This window comes from Yeosuana aromativorans (genome assembly GCF_014646655.1).
GTDB classification, from domain to species: Bacteria; Bacteroidota; Bacteroidia; order Flavobacteriales; family Flavobacteriaceae; genus Yeosuana; species Yeosuana aromativorans.
This window is the reverse complement of sequence record NZ_BMNR01000003.1, coordinates 376,824-393,231: the sequence shown is the minus strand read 5'-3', so window position 1 is coordinate 393,231 and position 16,408 is coordinate 376,824. Positions and strand designations below refer to the sequence as shown.

Here is a 16,408-nt window from a genome sequence, read left to right as displayed (position 1 = left end):
TTTATACAAAAATACAATAAGAATTGTTGCTATTCAATATTTTTGGCAATTGATAAGATTTCTTTAACAAGAGATTCTATTTCTTTTGGTGGATGACCATGATCAAAACTTGTGGTTTCGTAAGTTTTCCCGTCATAATTTATTTTTAGATTGGCAATGGCAGCACCATCATAAAACCGAGCTTCTGTTGGCGCTTTTAGCTTTGAAATATTTTCAACATCAACGGTTTTTAGCAAATCGATTATATTTTGCCAGTCTGATTGATTGCAGGGTTTAACCGTGGGCTTTGTATTTCTTTTATCAACAACCGAAATTGTTTTGTTATTAATGACAATATGATTATACACGCCTCTGGAATGGGCTGTATACTCTACGGAAATAGTGTCTTGGTCAACTTGGTTCCCAACACAACCTTTATCAAGAATGGTCAGGGAAATGAGTAGCATTATTATTTTCATTTTAATTCATCGTTTATTTTAATAATACAAAAAAGACGCCAAAGTTGGCGCCTTTTTAACTGATAATTATAAAATTTTTAGTTTCCTGCCATAGCAGCTCTTGCACCGCCAGAAGCAAAAATAGCTCGCATTCTGTTACGTTGTCCATCAGTAAACATATACATACAGCCGTCATCAGTGTAATCCATGTAGTTCATGGTCATATCTGTAGAACTACAATGTACTGTTGGGTAAGGAGGGCAGCCGTAATTTGATCTATCTGAACTTGGTGTGTCGGTTACAAAATCATCCTGTCTGCATCTGCCATCACCCCAAATATGTCTTAAATTTAAGTAATGGCCAATCTCGTGGGTTGCAGTTCGTCCTAAATTATATGGAGCTGATGAACCACCAGGCAAACTTGAGTATAATATCACAACACCATCAGTTGAAAGTTTGCCTCCAGGAAATTGAGCATAACCCAAAATACCGCCACCAATATTACAAACCCAAATATTTAAATGAGTTTCTGGCGTAATAGGAGGATAAGCAGCTTTCACTGCGTCATTTGTTCCCCAAGATGATGTATTGTCATTATGTCTAAAAGTGCCAGCTAAAGAAAAATGAATATCTGTTATTGTGGCATCGTTGATAAAGTTAGTAGCACCAGATGGCAATAAATTGGTATTTGTGCTGTTGAAATCAGAGTTTAGTACACTTATTTGATCTGATATTTGTTTATCTGTGACATCGTTGGAATTAGGCAATACAACATGTATATAAACTGGAATATCAATAGCTCCCAATCCATCATTTATAGGTAATACATCAACATCGGCTTCACCTCCAGAGCCAGATCCGCCTCCGCCTGGTTTGCCTTTTCCATTGTTGCTTTTTTGTGAAATAAATTTTCTTGTTTGGTACTCAATGTCATACATTTTTCGTTCTAAACCTGGATTTTCTTTGAGTTGTCTGTTTAAAACATCCATTGTGTAGCAGGTTTTAAAGGGCTCTTTGGAGTTGGCTGTTTTAGAACTTACATCATCAGCATGATCAGTGTAGACATAAAAGTCACTCATGTCAATTTGTTGTTGCTGTGTAAGTTCACTTTTGTCGTTGTTACAAGACGTGAAAGCTAAGGCAATAACAGCCGTACTTAAAAAAAGTTTTTTCATTTTATATAATTTTTTGAATTAGTCGGTGATGAAGATAAAATTTTTTTGCAAAAATGAAGCGAACTTTTCAAAATTTATGTTAATTATTCGACAAAATACATGATTCTGTTAAATATTAAACATAAAAAGATAATTTGGGAATTTAAGTGAAATATTGAAAAAGGGGATGATTAAGCCAACATCATATTGGCTTTTTTAACGGCTGATACCAAGCTATCAATCTCTTCTTTTGTGTTGTAAAACGAAAACGAGGCTCTAACTGTTCCTGGTATTTTGTAATAATCCATAATGGGTTGTGCACAGTGGTGTCCTGTGCGAACAGCAATGCCCATTTTGTCTAAAATAGTACCAACATCATACGGATGAATACCTTCTAGGTTGAAAGAAATAACCGATGTTTTGTTTAGTGACGTTCCGTATATTTTTAAACCCTCTATTTCAAGAAGTTTTTCAGTTGCATATTCTAGTAACTGGTGTTCATATTTAGCAATGACATCAAACCCAACAGCGTTCATATAATCCAATGCAGCTCCAAAAGCAATGCCACCACAGATGTTTGGTGTGCCTGCTTCAAATTTATGTGGCAGAGCGGCATAGGTGGTTTTTTCAAAAGTAACTTCTGCAATCATTTCACCACCACCTTGATAGGGTGGTAATTTGTTAAGCCATTCTTCTTTTCCATAAAGCATGCCTACACCTGTTGGGCCGCACATTTTATGGGCAGAAGCCACATAAAAATCAACATCCAAAGCTTGAACATCTGGTTTTATATGCGGGCAGGCTTGTGCGCCATCAACTAAAATGGCTGCACCAGCTTCATGGGCTTTTTTTATGATGGTCTCAATTGGGTTGATTGTACCCAGGGCATTGGAAACATGATTTACAAAAACAAGTTTGGTTTTTTTTGATAGGAGTTTGTCATAATCAGCCATAACCAATTCTCCTTCTTGGTTCATGGGGATGACCTTTAAAATAGCACCGGTTCGTTCACACAACATTTGCCAAGGCACAATGTTACTATGGTGCTCTAATGCTGACACAATGATTTCGTCATCTTGCTTTAAAATGGAGGAAAATCCATTAGCAACTAAATTAATGCTGTGCGTTGTACCTGAAGTGAAAATGATTTCATGGGAAAACTTCGCATTAAAATGTGTTTGGATTTTTTTGCGTGCTTGCTCGTATTTGTCGGTTGCTTCTTGGCTTAAACTATGGACACCCCGATGGATATTGGCATTGTAATTTGAATAATAATCTACAATCACATCAATGACCTGTTGCGGTGTTTGTGAGGTTGCGGCATTATCAAAATACACCAACGGTTTTCCATTCACTTTTCTCGAAAGTATGGGAAAGTCTTTTCGGATGTCTTCTACGTTGAACATAGTATTGTGTTTAGCCCCGATTGAGGCATTTGTTGGAGCTCCTCAATGAGAGCGACTGCCGAAAGCGGGATTTAGCTTCAAATAATTTTATAAATCAAACCCGATGTTGACACCTAGTTTATTGGCAATGATTTTATTGATACGTTGTTTTATCTCTGGGATTTTAACTGAATTCAACACGTTGTTACTAAAAGCGTACATCAATAACGCTTTGGCTTCTTTTTCTGGAATACCGCGAGAACGCAGGTAAAACATAGCACTTTCATCCAACTGGCCAACGGTACAACCATGTGAGCATTTTACATCATCGGCAAAAATCTCAAGTTGTGGTTTGGTGTTGATGGTGGCTTTGTCACTGACCAATATATTTTTGTTGGATTGGAACGCATTGGTTTTCTGTGCAATTTTATCAACAATGATTTTTCCGTTGAAAACACCGGTTGCGCTATCTCCAAAAATGCCTTTGTAATCTTGGTGGCTTTCGCAATTTGGTTCTACGTGGTGCACTAACGTATTGTGGTCTACATGTTGCTTGTCACCAATAATGGTAACGCCTTTTAGGGTAGAATTGATACGCTCACCTTGTTGTGAAAAATTAAGGTTGTTACGAGTTAATTTCCCTCCAAACGAAAATGTATGGACCGAGCAAATGCTTTCTTGTTTTTGTTTGATATAGGTATTGTCAATTAAAGACGCGTTTAAATTGTCGTTTTGTATTTTGTAATAATCAACAATAGCACGTTTGTTTACAAACACCTCAGAAACGCTATTGGTCAGTACTTGGTTGTCTGTTAAACTTTGGTGGCGTTCAATGATTTGTACATGCGAATTCTCATCAACCACAATTAGGTTTCTTGGTTGCAACATGATAGCCGATTCATTTCCTGTAGAAAAATGGATGATTTGAATAGGCTTTGCCACCATTTTGTTTTTTGGGATATGAATATAGGCCCCTTCACTTGAGAACGCGGTATTTAACGAGGTTAAACTTTCTTGTTCAGCTATTTTATTGAAATAATTTTCAATTAAAATACGGTACTTTGGTTTTGATAATGCTGAAGACATCAGGCAGATGTCCATACCATCATGTGTGGTTTGGGATAGGTGTGACGAATACTTCCCGTCAATAAACACAATTTTATAGGTGTCAATATCGTGGATGAAATATTTTTTTACGTCATTATACTCTATTGCATTTTCTTGTTTAGGAAATACGCTGAAGTCATGTTTTAAAACACTGTTTAGTGAAGTGTATTTCCAGGCTTCTTCTTTTTTTGAGGGGAAGCCTTTTTCTTCAAACCTTTTGATGGCATCAGTCCTTATGGGATGCAAATAAGAATCTTCATCAAGATGATTTTCAAATGCCCAAAAGGATGATATGAGTTTTTCTTTTAAATCCATTTGCTTGTTGTTAAGCGTTCACTTCTTCTTTAATCCAATCGTAACCTTTTTCTTCTAGCTCATGAGCCAGTTCTTTGGTGCCGGATTTTACTATTTTACCGTTGTACAGAACATGCACAAAGTCTGGAACTATATAATCCAATAACCGTTGGTAATGTGTGATGACCAAAACAGCATTGTCCTTGCTTTTAAGTTTGTTAACACCATTTGCTACAATACGGAGCGCATCAATGTCAAGTCCAGAGTCTGTCTCATCAAGGATAGCTAATTTAGGTTCTAGCATGGCCATTTGAAAAATTTCATTTCGTTTTTTCTCGCCTCCTGAAAACCCTTCGTTTAATGAACGAGATAAAAACTTTCTGTCTATTTCTAAAAGCTCTGCTTTTTCTCTGATAAGCTTAAGCATGTCTTTGGCAGGCATATCTTCAAGACCTTTGGCTTTACGAGTTTCGTTGATAGCGGTTTTCATAAAATTGGTAACCGAAACACCTGGTATTTCCACTGGGTATTGAAATGATAAAAAGATGCCTTTATGGGCACGCTCCTCTGCGGCTAATTCATCAATGTCGTTGCCTTCAAAGGTTATATTTCCTTGAGTAACCTCATAATCTTCTTTGCCAGCAATGACCGATGCCAAGGTGCTTTTACCAGAACCGTTTGGTCCCATTATGGCATGAACCTCACCTGGATTTATTTCTAAATTGATACCCTTTAATATGGATTTGTCTTCTACACTGGCGTGTAAGTTATTAATTTTTAACATGTTATTATTTACCTAATGTTACTACGTTATTATCTTCTAAATTTGGTTTTGAAACCTTAACTATTTCTTTTATTTCTACTCTAAATGGCCACCCTTCTTCATTGTCTGGCTTGGGTATTATCTTGCCTTTGATTTCAACCGGAACCATATCGGTAGGCAATTTTTTATAAGGCTGTACTTGTTTGTCCAGTTCATGCATGTTGTCGTCTATAACAACACCATAGATTTCAGTCGGCGTTTCTAAAACGGCAGCATCTGCATAATAAATGAACTCACCTTTTAAAAGTGTCAGGCCGTTAGCTTCTGTAGCCACCTTTTCTGTAGAAGACGGTTCTTGCGTGATTTTGGTGTCTTCTTTTTTGTTTTTGCAATTGAACAACATTGCAAAAGTTACTAGAACAATAAGTACTTGTTTCATGTGTTTATTTTTGTTTAACCAACACTACCTTCTAAACTTATCTCCAGTAATTTTTGTGCTTCTACAGCAAACTCCATAGGGAGTTTATTCAGGACTTCCTTGCTAAACCCATTAACAATAAGGGCAATGGCTTTTTCAGTATCAATACCACGCTGATTGCAATAAAAAATTTGGTCTTCACCAATTTTACTGGTGGTTGCCTCATGTTCTATCCTAGCACTTTTGTTTTTTGCTTCAATGTAAGGAAAGGTATGGGCTCCACAATCATTTCCCATTAACAAGCTGTCACATTGTGAAAAGTTTCTGGCATTATCTGCACGAGCATGAACCTGTACCAAACCACGGTAACTGTTTTGCGATTTACCGGCCGAAATACCTTTTGAAATAATGGTTGATTTGGTGTTTTTTCCTAAATGGACCATTTTGGTGCCCGTATCAGCTTGTTGGTGATTATTGGTAACTGCAATGGAGTAAAATTCACCAACCGAGTTGTCACCTTTTAAAACGCAACTAGGGTATTTCCAAGTAACGGCGCTTCCTGTTTCTACCTGTGTCCATGAAATTTTTGCATTGGTTTCACACAATCCACGTTTGGTCACAAAATTATAAACACCACCTTTTCCTTCGGAATTTCCTGGATACCAATTTTGAACAGTGCTGTATTTTATTTCGGCATTATCAAGAGCAATCAATTCCACTACAGCAGCGTGCAATTGATTTTCGTCTCTACTGGGCGCTGTACAACCTTCTAGGTAACTTACGTAACTGCCTTCATCGGCAATGACCAATGTTCTTTCAAACTGTCCGGTTCCGGCTTGATTAATTCTAAAGTAGGTCGACAGTTCCATAGGGCATTTTACGCCTTTTGGAATGTAGCAAAACGAACCATCACTGAACACTGCACTATTTAAAGCTGCATAAAAATTGTCTTTTTGGGGAACAACCGTACCAATATATTTTTTCACCAATTCTGGGTGTTCTTGAATGGCTTCACTAATTGAGCAAAAAATGATACCTTTTTCGGCAAGGGTTTTCTTAAATGTAGTTGCTACAGATACCGAGTCAACCACCACGTCCATTGCTACACCACTTAGTTTTTTTTGTTCGTCAAGTGAAATCCCTAACTTTTGGAAAGTCGCCAATAATTCAGGATCTACCTCATCCAAGCTGTTGTATTTTGGTTTACTATTAGGAGCCGAGTAATAGGAAATGGCTTGAAAATCGGGTTTTGCATAATGTACATTGGCCCATTCTGGTTCAACCATTTTCTCCCAAGCACGATACGATTCAAGTCTCCAATCCGTCATCCATTGCGGTTCTTCTTTTTTAAGTGAAATAGCCCGAACAATGTCTTCGTTTAAACCAACAGGAAACGTGTCCGATTTTATGTCGGTGTAAAAACCATATTCATATTCCTTGGTTTTAAGTTCTTCTCTTAAATCGTCTTCAGTATATTTATTCATTGCTTTTGTCTTCAAAATTGTAGTTTTTATAGTGAAAAAGATTCACCACAACCACATGTTCTGTTTGCATTGGGGTTATTAAACACAAATCCGGTTCCGTTAAGTCCTCCAGAATATTCAAGTGTAGTACCTATTAAGTACAGAAAACTTTTTTTGTCAACAATGATTTTAACTTCATTATCAACAAATACTTTGTCTCCTTCCTGGCTTTCTTTATCAAACTTTAAATCGTAAGATAAACCAGAACAACCACCACTTTTTACGCCAACCCGAATATAATCTGTGCTAGGATTATAACCTTCGTCATGCATAAGCTCAATGACCTTTTTCTTAGCTGTTTCTGAAACTTTTATCATAATTCTTAATATGGGCAATAAAACCCCGATAGTTACTTAATATTAATTTTCAGTAGAAACTCAGCTTCAATAAAACTATTTTTTATTAAGAAAGTTTCTAAATAAAGTACAAATATACAATATAAGTCACGGATTTCAATATATCCTAACATTATATTAGTATATCATTTTATAGGTTTTTCTTATGGAACTTGTTCACAATACGTTCTTTTCAAAAAACAATTAAATCGAATAATAATTATGCCATTTTGTTTGATATTGTAACTGTTTGGGTTTTTTAAATATAACGAATACGAATTATATTGATAAGCTTCTTATTTTTGCACCATGATAGAAGATAAAAACCAACAACGAACCCAATTAAGTGATTTAGGTGAATTTGGCTTGATTGACCATTTAACAAAGAATTTCAAAATAAAACAGGCCTCTACCGTAAAGGGTATAGGAGATGATGCGGCTGTTTTGAATTTTAAAAACAAGAAAATTGTTGTAACCACGGATTTGCTTGTTGAAGGTGTTCATTTTGATTTGACTTATGTGCCGTTAAAACACCTTGGGTATAAAGCGGTAATAGTCAATCTATCAGACGTCTTTGCCATGAATGCAACAGCAACACAAATCACGGTTTCCATAGCGGTTTCAAACAGGTTTCCTTTAGAAGCTTTAGAAGCGCTTTACGCCGGAATAGAAACGGCCGCCACTATTTATAATGTTGACGTGGTAGGTGGTGATACAACATCATCAAATAAAGGTTTGTTGATTTCAATAACTGCAATAGGAACCCTTGAACCAAATGATGAAGTTTACAGAAACAGCGCTAAACCCAATGATTTGCTAGTCGTTACTGGTGATTTGGGAGCTGCCTACATGGGCTTGCAAATACTTGAGCGAGAAAAAGAGGTGTATAAGGTAAATCCCAACAATCAACCGGATTTGGAACCTTACACCTATCTTATTGAACGACAACTAAAGCCAGAAGCCAGACAGGACATTATTAAACTTTTAAAAGATTTGAAGGTTAAACCATCTTCAATGATAGATATAAGTGACGGTTTGTCTTCAGAGATTATTCATTTGTGTACCCAAAGTCAAGTTGGTTGTGACTTGTATGAAGAAAAAATACCATTGGATCCAGCCGTGATTTCAAGCTGTGAAGAATTTAATATAGACAGTACAACAGTTGCACTAAATGGAGGTGAAGATTATGAATTATTGTTCACCATATCACAAGACGATTACCCAAAAATAAAAGCTAATCCAAATTTTACGGTAATAGGATATATTAAAGAAAAAGAAGCAGGATTACATTTGGTGACAAGAGCTGACAACAGAATTCCAATTACAGCTCAGGGGTGGAAAAATTTCAACGATTAGGCAGGAATCTGGAATCCACGTTTGGTATATTTCTTTTCGCCAGATTTCATCATCTTGCGTTTGTAGTGAACACGCTCTAGAACGTCATTGATTTCCTTGAATTTTGGTGACAGTTCAATTAAGTGGCCATTTCCGTTGATAGTTAATTGTTTTTTACAGGTTTTGCAGGTGTATTCTTTAACATGATAGGTAACTTTTCGGGTTACAATAAAATCATGGCCAAATAACTTGCACTGGATGTTTTTCATAAAAATTTTGCGCTTTTTTTAATTAATTTTCTTAAGGGGCCTTAAGGTAAAAAAAGGTTTTTGATGTTTTAAACAAGTAGTTAATAAATCGACGAAGTGATCATTTTCTTCTTTGAACGTTCTGCTCTGGAGTTGTGTATGCGTTCCAGTATGGCATTGATTTCCTTAAACTTTGGGGTCAATTCAATTAAATGACCATTACTGTTAGTTGTTAGTTGCTTTTTGCAGTGTTTACAGGTATACTCTTTTACGTGGTAAGTCACTTTTTTACTGACTTCATAATCATGGCCAAAAATGTTGCAGTACATGCTTGGAATGAATGCTGGTTTGTTAGTAATTTTTCCCATAAGCTTCAGATTTAGAGCTTACTAATATAAAATAAAAATCGATAAAAACGTTAAAAAGCTATATATTTTCGATGAAATGCACAATATTTTGTAAGAATAAGCTTTTGTTTTCGACATGGCTCATGTGTCCATCAGGAAATTCCACGATGTTTACATCAGAATTTAGAACTTGTTCCATCAAATCATTATAATTCAATACAGGGTCTTTTTTGCTTACAATCATTAGCTTTTTAAAAGGAGAATTTTTTAATAATCTTGTTCTATCTTTTCTTATTTTCATGCCTTCCAAAGCCGCAATGATTCCTTGAACGGGAGTTTTTAATGCGTCTTGTTTTATCAATTTGATTTGTTCAGAAAAAATGGTTCTGTTTTTTGGTCTGAATAAATTCACGACCGCTATTCCAACAAATGATTTATAATTTTGTTTAACAGCCGCAATGGCCCTGTCTCTATTTTGTTTGCGGTCTTCACTATCAGCTTGAGCAGTAGAATTCATCAAGCACAAACCAAGAATTTCCTTTGAATATGTCTCTGCATAAGCAAGAGCCACATAGCCTCCCATGGAGTGTCCTATAAAAATTGAACGGTTTATTTTTAAATGTTTAAGAACCGCGTGAACAGTTTCAGCCATCAGTTCCATGGAATGGATGTAACCCAGACAACCGGTTTTGCCATGACCCAGCAAATCAATACAAATTACCCTATTGGTTTTAGACAGTTTAGAAACCAATGGTTTCCACATATTAGAGTTTTCCAAAAAACCATGTAGTAGCACCACTGCATTACCCTTACCTTTATCTGTGTAAAAAACCTGTATGCCTTTGTGTTGTAAAATCATGGTAGTTAAACCTTTAATCTTAATTAAGTCTTAAACCGTTTGATTGCCAAAAACGCATTATCCACATAATCTTCTTCAACTAATATGGTAAACTCATTAGTGGTTGAAATAACTTCGTACAACACAACACCTTCCCAGGCCAAGCGTTTAAAAAAGTGATAATAGAGTCCTGCTATTTTCGAATTGTCTTCAGGCAAACTTATGCTAATGGCGGTCAACCCTTCTTGAACTGCTATAAACGTTTCATGTTGAAAATGCGTGTTAATGTAATCGTTCAAACTACTTGATACAATAATATTGCTTTCGTGGATACCTCTTGTGAAGGTGTAAAACAATTTAGACTCTTCATTTATTTTTTGAAGAATTTGTGCATGGTTATCAATTAGTGTTTCGGAATTTTTAACTGTAAAATCAGTCAAATTTGATCGTACCGTAATATCACCTAAATTCTGGATCACCTTTTTCATTTTTATGGAGTTTGATAATGAAATTGGTGGATTGTAGCGCCTTAAGGCCATCATAATGGCTCCCGGTTTCACATCTTTTTTAAGCATTTTGCTTATGGGCTCCGTCAACTCAATAGCTAAAGCACTGAAATTGATAATGTTTCTGGAAAGTGCTTCCTCAAGGTAAGGCTGCGCTATTAAAATGTCTTCAACACAGTTAGATACAGTTTTCATGTTAATTATTTAACAATTTGTGCAAAAGTAATCTTTTTTTTTAATAAATATCTTAAATTGAGTAATGTAACATACTTTCGCCATAGAAAATATGAATATTAACATATGAAAGTATTAAAATTTGGAGGAACTTCTGTGGGAAGTGTCCAAAATATGCGCAACGTAAAGAGCATTATTGATGATGGCAACAAAAAAATCGTGGTTTTGTCGGCTATGTCTGGCACAACCAATGCCTTAGTTGCCATAGCCAGTAATATTGCCAACGGTATGCCAAATGAGGCTATTGAAAAAATAAACAAATTGCATGAGGCTTACTTTAATACCATTGACAATCTCTTGCTTGATGAGGCTTTGAACAGTGAGGCCAAAAACTATGTGACCGAAATATTTAACTTTTTGGTTGAATGTACCTATGCAGAGTATTCCATTAACCTGGAAAACCAAATTGTAGCCCAAGGTGAATTACTGTCTACTTTTATATTTAACTGTTTCCTAAAGCAGGAAGGTGTATCTTCAACAATACTTCCCGCGTTAAGTTTTATGCGAATTGACAAAAATAAAGAACCAGACTTATTTTACATCAAACAAGATTTAAAATCCGTTATGGATGCTGCCGAAGATGTTGATATATATATTACCCAAGGTTTTATTTGTTTGGATGAAGAAGGGAATATTGCCAATTTGCAACGGGGTGGCAGTGATTACACGGCAACCATTATTGGAGCGGTTATAAAAGCAGAAGAAGTTGAAATCTGGACAGATATAGATGGTATGCATAACAATGACCCACGGTATGTAGATAACACGCATCCTATTTCAAATCTGTCGTTTGATGAAGCTGCTGAGTTGGCTTATTTTGGAGCTAAAATCTTGCATCCACAAACCGTCACGCCGGTAAGGGAAGATAATATTCCCGTACGATTAAAAAACACGCTTAATCCTGAGGCTTTTGGTACCTTAATCAATAATGACCATACTGAAAATGGAATCAAGGCCATTGCTGCAAAAGACAACATTACGGCCATCAAGATAAAATCTGGACGTATGTTATTGGCTCATGGCTTTTTGAGAAAAGTATTTGAGATTTTTGAAGTGTATGAAACATCTATTGACATGATTACAACATCTGAAGTAGCCGTTTCATTGACAATAGATGACGATAGCAATTTGGATAAAATCTTATCAGAACTTGAAAAATTCTCAACGGTGGAAGTTGATAAAAATCAAACCATTGTTTGTTTGGTAGGTCATTCTATCGTTAATCACCAAGAAACCTATAAACTGTTCCAAATATTGCAGGATGTTAAGATTAGAATGATTTCTTATGGAGGCAGCAATAACAATATTTCTTTATTGGTAAACGCCAAAGATAAAATAACAACGCTGGGCAAACTAAACGATTATTTATTTGAATTAGTCACTCTGTAAATGTAAAATTTAGTAGTAAAATCAGTGTTAAGGGTCGTTTGAAAAAACGACCCTTTCTTCTTTTATTTAGAATTCATGATGTCTTCAATTTCTTCAGCTTCAATAGGAATATTACGCATTAAATTAAAAGGCTCACCAGTTTTTTTAATGACCACATCATCTTCCAAACGGATTCCAAACCCTTCTGCTGGGATATAGATGCCAGGCTCTACGGTAAAAACCATATTGGCTTGCATGGGCTCGGTTAAAATACCATAATCATGTGTGTCCAATCCCATATGGTGGGACGTTCCGTGCATAAAGTATTTTTTGTAAGCTGGCCAATCAGGATCTTCGTTTTTTACATCTGCTTTGTCCAATAGTTTTAATCCTATCAGTTCAGAAGTCATCAGCTTGCCAACCTCAACATGGTATTCAGCCCAATCGGTTCCAGGAACAAGCATTTTGGTCGCTTCGTTTTTTACTCGGTTCACGGCATTGTAAACTTCTTTTTGGCGTTTGGTGAACTTTCCAGAAACAGGGATGGTACGAGTCATATCACTAGAGTAATTGGCATATTCAGCACCAACATCCAATAATATTAAATCGCCAGCCTTGCATTGTTGGTTGTTTTCAATGTAATGCAGTACATTGGCATTATTACCTGATGCAATAATAGGTGTATAAGCAAATTTTTTAGAACGGTTTCTTAAAAATTCATGCATAAATTCAGCTTCAATTTCATATTCCCAAACATTTGGTTTTACAAAATTCAGCACACGACGAAAGCCTTTTTCTGTAATATCACAGGCATGCTGTATCAAATCTATTTCAATTTGGCTTTTAACAGATCGTAAGCGCTGTAAAATAGGAGCGCTTTTTGCTACGCTATGAGCTGGGTATTTATTCTTTAACCATTTTGTAAAACGGTCTTCTCTGGTTTCAACTTCTACATTAGCCCGGTAATGTTCATTGGTGTTTATATAAACGGTATCACATTGGGTCATGAGCTCGAACATGATTTTTTCCATATCCTTCAACCAATAAACCGTTTTGATTCCAGAAACTTCAAAAGCAGCCTCCTTGGTTAGTTTTTCGCCTTCCCAAATAGCAATATGGTCATTGGTTTCCTTTAAAAACAATATTTCACGGTGCTTTTCTTTTGGGCAATCTGGAAATAGCACCAAAATGCTTTCCTCTTGGTCAACACCGCTTAAGTAAAAAATATCACGTTGTTGTTCAAAAGGCAAGGTGCTATCGGCACTAATGGGATAAATATCATTTGAGTTAAACACGGCTAAGCTGTTTGGTTGAATTTTTGCCGTAAAGTTTTTTCTGTTTTGGATAAAAAGAGACTTGTTTATAGGATTATATTTCATGATAGTTTTATTTTCCATAAAATTAAAAAAACAAATAGACATATTGGGATAATTCGCTATTTTTGATGACATCACAATAATTTAGCCATGAAAAAAATTCCAAGTGTTTTTATATTGACTTTATTAGTCTTAAGTGGTAACCTGTTCTCTCAAAACATGTTACGAGAAATCCCCTTAAGTCAACAAATTATTAATTCTGATTTGGTGATTGAAGGTAAAGTAATTTCCAAGATATCTTATTGGGAGAATAATTTAATTTATACCAAAAATACTATTCAGGTTTATAAAGTTTTTAAAGGGAATTCCGTAGCGACCGTAGATGTTGTAACAGAAGGAGGTAGAGTAGGGTTAGAGGCTTTGGATGTTTCATCTGCTCTTAAGCTCAGAAATAATGATACGGGAGTATTTCTGTTAAAGCAAGATGCCAATTCAAATAGGATTAGCAAAACTTCTGTCAATAAAACATATAAGGCTTACAGTGCAATACAAGGGTTTTATAAATATGATTTAATGGATAATATTGCAACCAACCCTTTTAATAAAAAACAAGGGATTTCATCTGCATTTTATGATGAGATTAAATCAATAACACGTAAAAATTACGTTGAGGTTTCAGGTTTTAATGCTGCGGAAATAAACAAGTCTTTAAATCAAAATAAAACTCTCGCAGCTGTGATTTCAAGTTTCAACCCTACAACGGCAACAGCAGGAACCCAAAACCAATTAACCATTAATGGTTCGGGGTTCGGAACTTCTATTGGAGCTGTAGGTTTTGCCGATGCTGATAATGGAGGTGCAGGTTTTGTAGATGCCCTAGAGACCCAAATCGTTTCATGGAATGATAATGAAATTGTTGTAGAAATCCCTTCAGGGGCGGGCACAGGAAAAGTTCGTGTCACACCACCATCCAGTTCAAGCGCCATTTCTTCTTCAGATTTAACTGTCAGTTATTCAGAACTTAATGTTGTTTACGATGCGGATGACCATACAGGAGATACACCGCCCGGAGTAAATGGGCCATTAAAGCCAATAGCTTATCCACTTCAGCATTATGGACAAAGTTTTCAAACGGGAGGATATATCTGGAAAATGCAAACGGATTTTTTTAATGATACAGAACATCCTGGAGCCAAAGCGGCCTTTGAAAGAGCTTTGGAAACATGGCGATGCACAACTAAAATAAATTGGACCATTTCAAATACCCCCGTTGCTACTGATGTTAAGGCCAAAGACAATATAAACGTTATTCGCTTTGACAATGGTAGTGAGTTAGGTGCAGGGGTTTTGGGAACTTGTTATTCATATTATAACGGATGCTCCAATGGCGGATCTTATGACTGGTATGTTAGCGAGTTGGACATTGTATTTGATGATGCCACCACTTGGTATTATGGGACTGGGATTCCTACCTTGGCTTATGATTTTGAGAGCGTGGCCGTACATGAATTGGGCCATGGCCATCAGTTGGGTCATGTAGTCAATACCAATGCCATCATGCATTACAACATATCTGCCGGAGAGGCCAATAGGACGTTGAGCAGTGATGATATTGCTGCAGGCAATGACATACAAAGCAGGAGCACAACTAATCAGATTTGTCTTTTAGATTTAATGACCAACTATGCCGGAAGCTGTAGTTTGGGTGTAGATGATATAGCTTTTAATGACGCTGTAAAAATCTATCCCAACCCAAGCCATGGCGAGTTTTATATTAGTAATGAGTTAAATGTGAACTTAACCAAAGCAACCGTCTATGATTTAAGTGGTAGGCAAATTTCTGAGTTCATTTTTTCCGATGCCTCCAAAACAAAATCTATCAACCTGCCAGGAGCTTCAAAAGGAATTTATTTTGTGAACATTCATTCAGACAGTGGGTTTGTAACCAAAAAAATAGTAATTGAATAATTAACCAATAATTCGATAAAAATGGACTCATTTGTGAGTCCATTTTTGTTTGATGAAACAAAGTACTTTAAAATGATTCTAAATAATCATTTAGAAGCCTAACTTTTTGTCTATAATGTTATTGAAGTGTACTTTTGTATTCACATAAATAACTTCAAAATAATGAGCGGATTTTTTAAATCTTCGATTGGAAGAAAAGTGGCCATGGCGCTTTCAGCTTTTTTCCTAATGATTTTCTTGTTAATGCACGTTTCTGTTAATTTATTATCTGTTTTTAGTGAAGAAACATTTAATGCAGCATCGCATTTTATGGGAACAAACTGGGTTATACAATTTATCATGCAACCCATATTGATTTTTGGTGTCGTATTCCATTTTGTGATGGGATTTGTACTGGAAATTAAAAACAAAAAAGCTCTCGGGGTTCCGTATGTGAAAAACAACGGAGCGGCAAATTCATCGTGGGCAAGCAGAAACATGATATATAGCGGATTGGTAATTTTAGCCTTTATCGTACTGCACTTTATAGATTTTTGGTTTCCGGAAATCAATTATAAGTATATAGAAGCTTTGCCAGCCGATCCAACAAGATATTATGCAGAATTGCATCACAAATTTGTGAGTCCGTTACGTGTAGGCGCCTATGTGATAGCATTTGTGCTTTTAGGATTGCATTTGGCCCATGGTTTTACATCGGCATTTCAATCAATGGGAATAACGGCTGGTAGAAAAAAAACCTTGAAATCAATAGGTAAAGCGTATGCCATCGTCATACCAGCACTGTTTATTATCATTGCATTATATCATCATTTTAACCATTAATCTTATAAAA

Annotated in this window: 17 protein-coding genes; 4 read left to right on the top strand and 13 right to left on the bottom strand. The window is 36.0% G+C overall.

What is annotated here, in order from left to right; translation table 11 throughout:
- Positions 1–29 precede the first annotated feature (29 nt).
- From IEW94_RS08730 to IEW94_RS08695, 8 genes are all read right to left on the bottom strand, one after another.
- Positions 30–446, bottom strand: coding sequence for a hypothetical protein (locus IEW94_RS08730; protein WP_229669489.1), 417 nt, complete (start codon positions 444–446; stop codon positions 30–32).
- 89 nt (positions 447–535) lie between these two features.
- Entirely contained in the window at positions 536–1,612 is a 1,077-nt protein-coding gene (locus IEW94_RS08725) for a zinc metalloprotease (protein WP_188652056.1), read from the bottom strand.
- 170 nt (positions 1,613–1,782) lie between these two features.
- The gene (locus tag IEW94_RS08720) at positions 1,783–2,997 is read right to left on the bottom strand and encodes an aminotransferase class V-fold PLP-dependent enzyme (RefSeq protein ID WP_188652054.1); all 1,215 of its coding nucleotides are present in this window, start codon (positions 2,995–2,997) and stop codon (positions 1,783–1,785) included.
- Positions 2,998–3,084: 87 nt separating this feature from the next.
- On the bottom strand, positions 3,085–4,398 hold the full coding sequence (sufD, locus tag IEW94_RS08715; RefSeq protein ID WP_188652052.1) for a Fe-S cluster assembly protein SufD: 1,314 nt from the start codon (positions 4,396–4,398) through the stop codon (positions 3,085–3,087).
- A 10-nt stretch (positions 4,399–4,408) separates the two neighbouring features.
- Positions 4,409–5,161 (bottom strand): Fe-S cluster assembly ATPase SufC, encoded by a 753-nt coding sequence (gene sufC, locus IEW94_RS08710; RefSeq protein ID WP_188652050.1) that lies wholly within the window; start codon positions 5,159–5,161, stop codon positions 4,409–4,411.
- A 4-nt stretch (positions 5,162–5,165) separates the two neighbouring features.
- Positions 5,166–5,579, bottom strand: coding sequence for a hypothetical protein (locus IEW94_RS08705; protein ID WP_188652048.1), 414 nt, complete (start codon positions 5,577–5,579; stop codon positions 5,166–5,168).
- Between the two features lie 14 nt (positions 5,580–5,593).
- Positions 5,594–7,042, bottom strand: coding sequence for a Fe-S cluster assembly protein SufB (gene sufB, locus IEW94_RS08700; RefSeq protein WP_188652215.1), 1,449 nt, complete (start codon positions 7,040–7,042; stop codon positions 5,594–5,596).
- Positions 7,043–7,068: 26 nt separating this feature from the next.
- Complete coding sequence (locus IEW94_RS08695; protein WP_188652046.1) at positions 7,069–7,398, bottom strand: HesB/IscA family protein; 330 nt, start codon at positions 7,396–7,398, stop codon at positions 7,069–7,071.
- A 327-nt stretch (positions 7,399–7,725) separates the two neighbouring features.
- On the opposite strand from IEW94_RS08695, the gene thiL reads away from it, so the two are divergent.
- Positions 7,726–8,772, top strand: a complete 1,047-nt coding sequence (thiL, locus tag IEW94_RS08690; protein ID WP_188652044.1) for a thiamine-phosphate kinase — start codon at positions 7,726–7,728, stop codon at positions 8,770–8,772.
- Here the strand turns inward: thiL and IEW94_RS08685 are convergent.
- From IEW94_RS08685 to IEW94_RS08670, 4 genes are all read right to left on the bottom strand, one after another.
- Positions 8,769–9,020: a DUF1660 family phage protein gene (locus IEW94_RS08685; RefSeq protein WP_188652042.1), complete on the bottom strand. Its 252-nt coding sequence runs from the start codon at positions 9,018–9,020 to the stop codon at positions 8,769–8,771. The genes thiL and IEW94_RS08685 overlap by 4 nt on opposite strands.
- Before the next feature lie 80 nt (positions 9,021–9,100).
- Entirely contained in the window at positions 9,101–9,367 is a 267-nt protein-coding gene (locus tag IEW94_RS08680; protein WP_188652041.1) for a DUF1660 family phage protein, read from the bottom strand.
- A 58-nt stretch (positions 9,368–9,425) separates the two neighbouring features.
- Complete coding sequence (locus tag IEW94_RS08675; protein WP_188652039.1) at positions 9,426–10,205, bottom strand: alpha/beta fold hydrolase; 780 nt, start codon at positions 10,203–10,205, stop codon at positions 9,426–9,428.
- A gap of 23 nt (positions 10,206–10,228) precedes the next feature.
- Positions 10,229–10,885, bottom strand: coding sequence for a hypothetical protein (locus tag IEW94_RS08670; RefSeq protein WP_188652037.1), 657 nt, complete (start codon positions 10,883–10,885; stop codon positions 10,229–10,231).
- A gap of 105 nt (positions 10,886–10,990) precedes the next feature.
- Here IEW94_RS08670 and IEW94_RS08665 point away from each other — a divergent pair, with 105 nt between their 5' ends.
- Complete coding sequence (locus IEW94_RS08665; RefSeq protein WP_188652035.1) at positions 10,991–12,313, top strand: aspartate kinase; 1,323 nt, start codon at positions 10,991–10,993, stop codon at positions 12,311–12,313.
- 62 nt (positions 12,314–12,375) lie between these two features.
- On the opposite strand, the gene IEW94_RS08660 is transcribed toward IEW94_RS08665, so the two are convergent.
- Positions 12,376–13,671: an aminopeptidase P family protein gene (locus IEW94_RS08660; RefSeq protein ID WP_188652034.1), complete on the bottom strand. Its 1,296-nt coding sequence runs from the start codon at positions 13,669–13,671 to the stop codon at positions 12,376–12,378.
- An 87-nt stretch (positions 13,672–13,758) separates the two neighbouring features.
- Between IEW94_RS08660 and IEW94_RS08655 the strand changes: the two genes are divergently transcribed.
- Positions 13,759–15,576 (top strand): T9SS type A sorting domain-containing protein, encoded by a 1,818-nt coding sequence (locus IEW94_RS08655; protein WP_188652032.1) that lies wholly within the window; start codon positions 13,759–13,761, stop codon positions 15,574–15,576.
- A 162-nt stretch (positions 15,577–15,738) separates the two neighbouring features.
- Positions 15,739–16,398, top strand: coding sequence for a succinate dehydrogenase cytochrome b subunit (locus IEW94_RS08650; RefSeq protein ID WP_188652030.1), 660 nt, complete (start codon positions 15,739–15,741; stop codon positions 16,396–16,398).
- The last annotated feature ends 10 nt before the right edge of the window (positions 16,399–16,408 follow it).

What these genes read in the sequence shown, in the direction of transcription:
- IEW94_RS08730 (WP_229669489.1), bottom strand. Translation starts at nt 446, where the DNA reads ATGCTACTCATTTCCCTGACCATTCTTGATAAAGGTTGTGTTGGGAAC.
- IEW94_RS08725 (WP_188652056.1), bottom strand. Translation starts at nt 1,612, where the DNA reads ATGAAAAAACTTTTTTTAAGTACGGCTGTTATTGCCTTAGCTTTCACG.
- IEW94_RS08720 (WP_188652054.1), bottom strand. Translation starts at nt 2,997, where the DNA reads ATGTTCAACGTAGAAGACATCCGAAAAGACTTTCCCATACTTTCGAGA.
- sufD (WP_188652052.1), bottom strand. Translation starts at nt 4,398, where the DNA reads ATGGATTTAAAAGAAAAACTCATATCATCCTTTTGGGCATTTGAAAAT.
- sufC (WP_188652050.1), bottom strand. Translation starts at nt 5,161, where the DNA reads ATGTTAAAAATTAATAACTTACACGCCAGTGTAGAAGACAAATCCATA.
- IEW94_RS08705 (WP_188652048.1), bottom strand. Translation starts at nt 5,579, where the DNA reads ATGAAACAAGTACTTATTGTTCTAGTAACTTTTGCAATGTTGTTCAAT.
- sufB (WP_188652215.1), bottom strand. Translation starts at nt 7,042, where the DNA reads ATGAATAAATATACTGAAGACGATTTAAGAGAAGAACTTAAAACCAAG.
- IEW94_RS08695 (WP_188652046.1), bottom strand. Translation starts at nt 7,398, where the DNA reads ATGATAAAAGTTTCAGAAACAGCTAAGAAAAAGGTCATTGAGCTTATG.
- thiL (WP_188652044.1), top strand. Translation starts at nt 7,726, where the DNA reads ATGATAGAAGATAAAAACCAACAACGAACCCAATTAAGTGATTTAGGT.
- IEW94_RS08685 (WP_188652042.1), bottom strand. Translation starts at nt 9,020, where the DNA reads ATGAAAAACATCCAGTGCAAGTTATTTGGCCATGATTTTATTGTAACC.
- IEW94_RS08680 (WP_188652041.1), bottom strand. Translation starts at nt 9,367, where the DNA reads ATGGGAAAAATTACTAACAAACCAGCATTCATTCCAAGCATGTACTGC.
- IEW94_RS08675 (WP_188652039.1), bottom strand. Translation starts at nt 10,205, where the DNA reads ATGATTTTACAACACAAAGGCATACAGGTTTTTTACACAGATAAAGGT.
- IEW94_RS08670 (WP_188652037.1), bottom strand. Translation starts at nt 10,885, where the DNA reads ATGAAAACTGTATCTAACTGTGTTGAAGACATTTTAATAGCGCAGCCT.
- IEW94_RS08665 (WP_188652035.1), top strand. Translation starts at nt 10,991, where the DNA reads ATGAAAGTATTAAAATTTGGAGGAACTTCTGTGGGAAGTGTCCAAAAT.
- IEW94_RS08660 (WP_188652034.1), bottom strand. Translation starts at nt 13,671, where the DNA reads ATGAAATATAATCCTATAAACAAGTCTCTTTTTATCCAAAACAGAAAA.
- IEW94_RS08655 (WP_188652032.1), top strand. Translation starts at nt 13,759, where the DNA reads ATGAAAAAAATTCCAAGTGTTTTTATATTGACTTTATTAGTCTTAAGT.
- IEW94_RS08650 (WP_188652030.1), top strand. Translation starts at nt 15,739, where the DNA reads ATGAGCGGATTTTTTAAATCTTCGATTGGAAGAAAAGTGGCCATGGCG.